This is a genomic window from Mesorhizobium sp. M7A.F.Ca.US.007.01.2.1, from assembly GCF_003998165.1.
Lineage (GTDB): Bacteria > Pseudomonadota > Alphaproteobacteria > Rhizobiales > Rhizobiaceae > Mesorhizobium > Mesorhizobium ciceri.
On record NZ_RZQP01000140.1, the window covers coordinates 10,811 to 16,164 of the forward strand.

Annotated in this window: 3 protein-coding genes and 4 pseudogenes; 1 reads left to right on the top strand and 6 read right to left on the bottom strand. The window is 62.6% G+C overall.

What is annotated here, in order from left to right:
* Positions 1-263: 263 nt before the first annotated feature.
* Positions 264-601: pseudogene (locus EN949_RS36630) on the top strand (IS110 family transposase); the annotation flags it as partial.
* Between the two features lie 44 nt (positions 602-645).
* On the opposite strand, the pseudogene EN949_RS22610 reads toward EN949_RS36630, so the two are convergent.
* The 6 genes and pseudogenes from EN949_RS22610 to EN949_RS22630 form a co-directional block, all read right to left on the bottom strand.
* Positions 646-838: pseudogene (locus tag EN949_RS22610) on the bottom strand (transposase domain-containing protein); the annotation flags it as partial.
* A 28-nt stretch (positions 839-866) separates the two neighbouring features.
* Complete coding sequence (locus EN949_RS22615; RefSeq protein ID WP_063169338.1) at positions 867-2,930, bottom strand: recombinase family protein; 2,064 nt, start codon at positions 2,928-2,930, stop codon at positions 867-869.
* Positions 2,917-3,219 carry a hypothetical protein gene (locus EN949_RS35925; RefSeq protein ID WP_063169337.1) on the bottom strand — a complete coding sequence of 101 codons (303 nt, stop codon included), beginning with the start codon at positions 3,217-3,219 and terminating at the stop codon, positions 2,917-2,919. Before EN949_RS35925 ends, EN949_RS22615 begins: the two co-directional genes overlap by 14 nt.
* A 49-nt stretch (positions 3,220-3,268) precedes the next feature.
* A pseudogene (locus tag EN949_RS22620) lies at positions 3,269-4,586 on the bottom strand (IS66 family transposase); the annotation flags it as partial.
* Positions 4,587-4,655: 69 nt separating this feature from the next.
* Positions 4,656-5,008, bottom strand: a pseudogene (gene tnpB, locus EN949_RS22625) (IS66 family insertion sequence element accessory protein TnpB).
* The coding region (locus EN949_RS22630; protein ID WP_127371783.1) for a transposase at positions 5,005-5,354 on the bottom strand (350 nt) is incomplete at its 5' end. The pseudogene tnpB and the gene EN949_RS22630, both read right to left, overlap by 4 nt.

Below are 5,354 nucleotides of genomic sequence, written 5' to 3' on the forward strand. Positions count from 1 at the left end.
CTGGGACGAAACTGAATGGGTAGTGGCTCGGAACACGATTCATCACTGCGAGCAGTTCCCCTCCCACGTACTGCTTCCTGTGATGACAGCGATGGGGTCCCATGCCGGCAAGGCGAATTTGAACAGCATCGCTAGGTGTTTAGATTGTGGTATTCGGCTTTGCCCCCCGCCTTGAACGGGTTGTTTTGAAGTGCTGCGCTTCGAGATGATGACAAAACGTGGTCTGTGTGAACAGCCACAAGCATCAGGAAAGGAAGCGCAGCATGAAAAATTATGCCGGACTGGACGTCTCCGTGAAAGAGACCACCGTTTGCATCGTGAGAAGGGCGCCGAATTTGCCGAGAGATGAAGGTTGCTAGTCATCCGGACGATCTTGCTGACGCATTGAAGAACCCCGCATGGAATCTCGCCCGGATCAGGCTTGAAGCCGGCCCCTTATCCCAATGGTTGGTCTGGCGGCAGCCGGACTACGTGACCTGTATCGAGCCCCGTCATTCCAAGGCGTTCTCAAGGCACAGGTCAACAAGACCGACCGCAACCATGCTCGCGGCATCGCGCAGATATGCGGGTTAACCTGTTCCGGCCCGTGCATGTCAAGAGTAAGCGGTATTCTCGGGCCACGGCCTTGAGCTCGAGCTTGTTGATGTAGACCCAAGGCAGGAGATCGTCGATCTGGCTGTTGGGGTGGCCGTTGACGATCCTGGTGAGGACATCGGCGAGATAAGCCGAGCGGTTCGACACCATTGAGCTTGCAGGTTTCGATCAGCGAGGCGATGACTGCCCAGTGTTCGGCGCCGCCGTCAGAGCCTGCGAAGAGCGCGTTCTTGCGGTTGAGCGCGAAGACTGATTCATTATGCACCCCCTCTTCAAATGGCGGGAAACAGCGATTTCTGATTATCGTCGTTGATGATACGCGGAGATTTGCGCGCCAAATCGGCCTTGATCCGTTCATCTTCAAGGTCGCTGGCGCGGATCTGGTAGGGCGCGCCGCGCATGACCTGCTCGGCTGGTAATATGCCGTCCCTGACGAACCGGCGGATTTTGACGTGCGACACGCCAAGCTTCGCGGCCGCGTCCGACATGGTAAGCCACTCGCCGTTCTTGTCGGAAGACCGATAGCCGCTGATCTTGTGCACCGTGCGCAGGGATTGGACGCGTCGCGCCGTCCAGGTCTTTCCCTGACCCGTCTTCATGCCCATGCGGTTGAGTGTGGCGGCGATTTCGGCATCCGACCATCGCGTTGCCATGGATCGCATGACCGCCAGAGCCTCCTCAGGCGTACTCTGGCCATGCTCTCCGGATTTGGACTTGCGAACCCTTACCTGGGAATGCTGGCCCCCATGCCAATGGATGGTCAGGATCACATCGCGCGCGTCGTCATCGACGTCCGCCACAATGTCCTTGATGAGCGCGCGCAGCAGTTGCTGACGGAACCGCATATCGACACCCGGCGCATTCCAGGCGGCTTCGAGATCCTGGGCGAGGCCGGTGAAGTCAGGGATCGCGTCGACAGGCTCCATACGCTGGACTTCACTGAGCCGGGCCTCGCAGGTCTCCACGCGCCTGAGCCTAGCTTCCCAGTTCCTCTCGAGCTGGGCCGCTATAAGCCGGTTCTCCGGGTCGCAGGCGGCGTAGCGGCGCTCGGCGAGCGATGCCTCATAGCGTGCCTGCTGCAGGTCCATCTCGATCATCTGCCGCCGCCTGGCTTCGCTCTCCAGCTGCATCTGTTCAGCCTCCAACGCCGCCTCGATCGCCATCGGCGCAACCGCCTCCAAGGCTTCGCGGGCCACCGCCGCATCGGTGCGAAAGCCGTTGAACGACATGCATCGCGCCTGCGCCATCATGGTGTTCTCGCAACGATAGACCGGGTAACCTTGGCCACGTCCGGCATACGTGACAACCAGTCTTCGCCCGCATCGACCACAGGAGAGAAGACCCGGGAGCAACGCGCGACCGCCGCGGCCCGACTTGACGCCGCCGGCTTTGCCATAGGCGTTGGCGGCGAGAAGTTCCTGGTTCCGTTCGTACTCGCTCCATCCGATATAGCCTTCGTGATGCTCCTTGAGCACCACCGCCCAATCGCTGGCCGGCTTGTAATGACCATAGCTCTTGCGGACGCGGCCATCCACGATCTCGGTGCGCTTCTCGCTCTTACCATAGACATAAGCGCCGGCGTAGAACGGGTTCTTCAGGACGGAGATCACGTTGCGGTAGCGGACCGGAACCCAGGCGAAGGACACCATCTTCTTGCCGTCGGAGGGTCTGGGGAAATGCACGCCATCGTCGATCATCGAGATCAGGACCTGGCGGGCACTGCCGAGTTCGCGGAAACGCGCGAATATCAGGCGAATGGTCTCCTGCAGGCGTATATCGGGATCGAACCCGAGACCGTAATCCCGGTGCCAGACGTAGCCGAAGGGCACAGAGATGCGCAGTTCGCCGCGCTGTGCCTTGGCGCGGTCAGCTTCGTACATGCGAGCACGCAGCACCCCGAGTTCGAACTCGCTTATGCTCCCCTTCATGCCGAGCAGCAGGCGATCGTTCGGCAGTCCCGGATCGTAGACTCCGTCCAGATCGATCACCCGTGCATCGACTTCGCCGCACAACTCGAGCAGCCGATGCCAGTCCGGTCCGTTGCGAGACAGGCGGGACGCCTCCAGGCAAAGCACAGCGCCCACATGACCGGTGCACAGATCGTCGACCAGGCGTTCGAAACCGGGACGTTCCACAGCTCCACTTGCGGTGCGTCCCAAGTCCTCGTCGATCACCTCAACCTTGCGGAATCCCCAGCGCCGCGCGACGTCGACCAGCTCATATTGCCGACGCTGGCTCTCAAGATTGAGCTGCACTTGCGCCTGCGTGGACTGACGTACATAGACAACGGCCTTGCGCTTGAGGATGGTGGCCGGAATCAGATTACGGCTCGTCATCGCGGCTCTCCTCCGTCACGATACCGGCGGCGGCCATCAGCACATTGGCGAGCCGGGCGATCACGATCGTTCGTTGCGCTGCGCTCAGCCCGACTAGCTTGTGCGAGTCGAGCGCATGCTGAGCTGGCGAACGATCACGAGAGATCGTGTCGGTGGCGGCAAGGTTCTCATTTTGAGTCTCCCCGATGATGAAACCATCCGGAGAGCCTCGCCGGAAACGGCGCTGGATCAAGAGCTTGTTCAGTTCAAGCAGTGCAGCAAGCGACGCGCGCGGGGAGCCCAGATCCATTGCTGCGCACGGGACTTCGACCTCCTGCCCAACATGGGCAGAATGACCCCGAGATTGCGATCGGACGGATCGAGCGTTCGACGGTGTTGCTGTCGATCTCGATGCGGCCGTCGTCAAGGAAGTGCGAGAGGCCTTCCCAGCGTGAGAGCGTGTAGCGGATTGCCTCTGCGAGCTTGGTCTTCTGACTGATCAGGCCGAGCTTCTCACGCAGCCAGGGTTCGAGATCGGCGACGATGGCGCGGCTTTTGTCCTGACGCATCGCGCGGCGCTCGTTGGCCGATCGGCCACGGATGTCATCCTCGATCTTGTAGAGTTCGGCGATCCGTCTCAGCGCGTCACTGGCGATCGGCGCGGGACCGGCTGCTGCCAGTTCATAAAAGCGCCGACGGACATGCGCCCAGCAGAAGGCGAGCGTGACGCCGCTTTTGTCGGCCAGCACGCGATAGCCGCCATAGCCGTCGACCTGCAAGATTCCGGTGAAGCCTGCGAGATGAGCGATCGGACGCTCGGCCTTTCGGTCCGGCGCATAGACATAGGCGACGCCCGGCGGGTCGCTCCCCTCCCATCGTCGGTCATCGCGGGCATAGGCCCAGAGTTGACCTGTCTTAGTCTTGCCGCGGCCGGGATCGAGCACCGGCGCGGTCGTCTCGTCGGCGAAGAGTTTTGCCGAGGACTTCAGCTTGCCAAGCAGCCGCTCATGCACCGGACGCAGGTGCCAGGCGGCGCGGCCGACCCAGTCGGCGAGCGTAGAGCGATCGAGATTGATACCCTGCCGGGCGTAGATTTGCGCCTGACGATAGAGCGGAAGGTGATCGGCATATTTTGAGACCAGCACCTGGGCGACCGTTGCCTCGGTCGGAAGACCACCCTCGATCAGCCGGGCCGGCGCCGGAAGCCTGAACCACGACGTCCTCGCAGGCGCGGCAGGCATATTTGGGCCGGCGCACGACGATTACACGCAGCTGCGCCGGAACGATGTCGAGCCGCTCGCTCACGTCCTCGCCGATCCGATGCAAGCCATTGCGGCAGCATGGGCAGGCATGGTCCTCGATGTCGACGACCATCTCCACGCGCGGCAGATGGGGTGGCAGCGCGCCCCGGTTGGCCCGGCGCCTCGTGGCCTTTGCTTGCCGCTCGGCGGGAGCAGATTGCTCCTTCTCTTCCTCACCGGCGGCCTCGATCTGCTCCGCCTCTTCGAGCCCCAGCAGCAATTGATCCTCGGGGAGCGTCTCGGCACGCCGGCCGAAGCGGTGACGCTGCAATTCCTTGATGATCTGAATCAGACGGGCATTCTCGACGTCGTGCGCCAGGACCATCGCCTTCAGCGCGTCCGGATCGTCGGGAAGCTGGTCAGCCGTCATCGCCATGAACGGATCAGACCATATTCGCCGACAGCCCGCGACAGCGGAATCTAGGCTGATTCACTTCGTCGCGGGTCAGCCCGCCTGGGCTGGCACGCGGGTCCGGCGCGCCTCATGGACTCGCCGCCAGTCGAGACCTTCGAGTAGCGCCGAGAGCTGCGCGGCCGTCAGCCGCATCATGCCGTCATGCACTTTCGGCCAGCGGAACTCCCCATCCTCCAAACGCTTAGCAGGCAAACCCCGGTGCCATCCCAGAAGATCAGCTTGATCCGGTCAGTCCGCTTCGCCCGGAAGACGTAGACGGCCCCGCTGAACGGATCGGCCCCCATTGTCTCTCGCACCAGCGCCGCCAATCCCTCCGCACCCTTGCGGAAGTCGACGGGCTTCGTCGCCACCATGACCTTGACCGCACCCGTCGGCCCGATCACGACGTCGCCTTCAGCGCGCGGATCACTGCGGCCACCGTCTTGGTATCGGCGCCCCGGCCGACGCGCATCGCGATGCCGTCGATCTCAAGCTCGATCATGCCGGCATCTCGGGTGGCTTGCCGTTTCCGCTGCTTCGGTGAACGGCTGGCTGCAGGTTCCGCCGCCGCCACAACCGCCGGCACAAAGGCAGGAGAATCTTGCTGCACCGAAGCGGCCTGTTTGCGCGCTTCGCGGCGCCAGGCGAAGACCTGCTGCGGCCTGAGACCATAACGGCGGGCGACCTCGGAAATGATCGCATTCGGCTCCAGCGTCTCTGCGATGATCCGCGCCTTGTCATCCACCGACC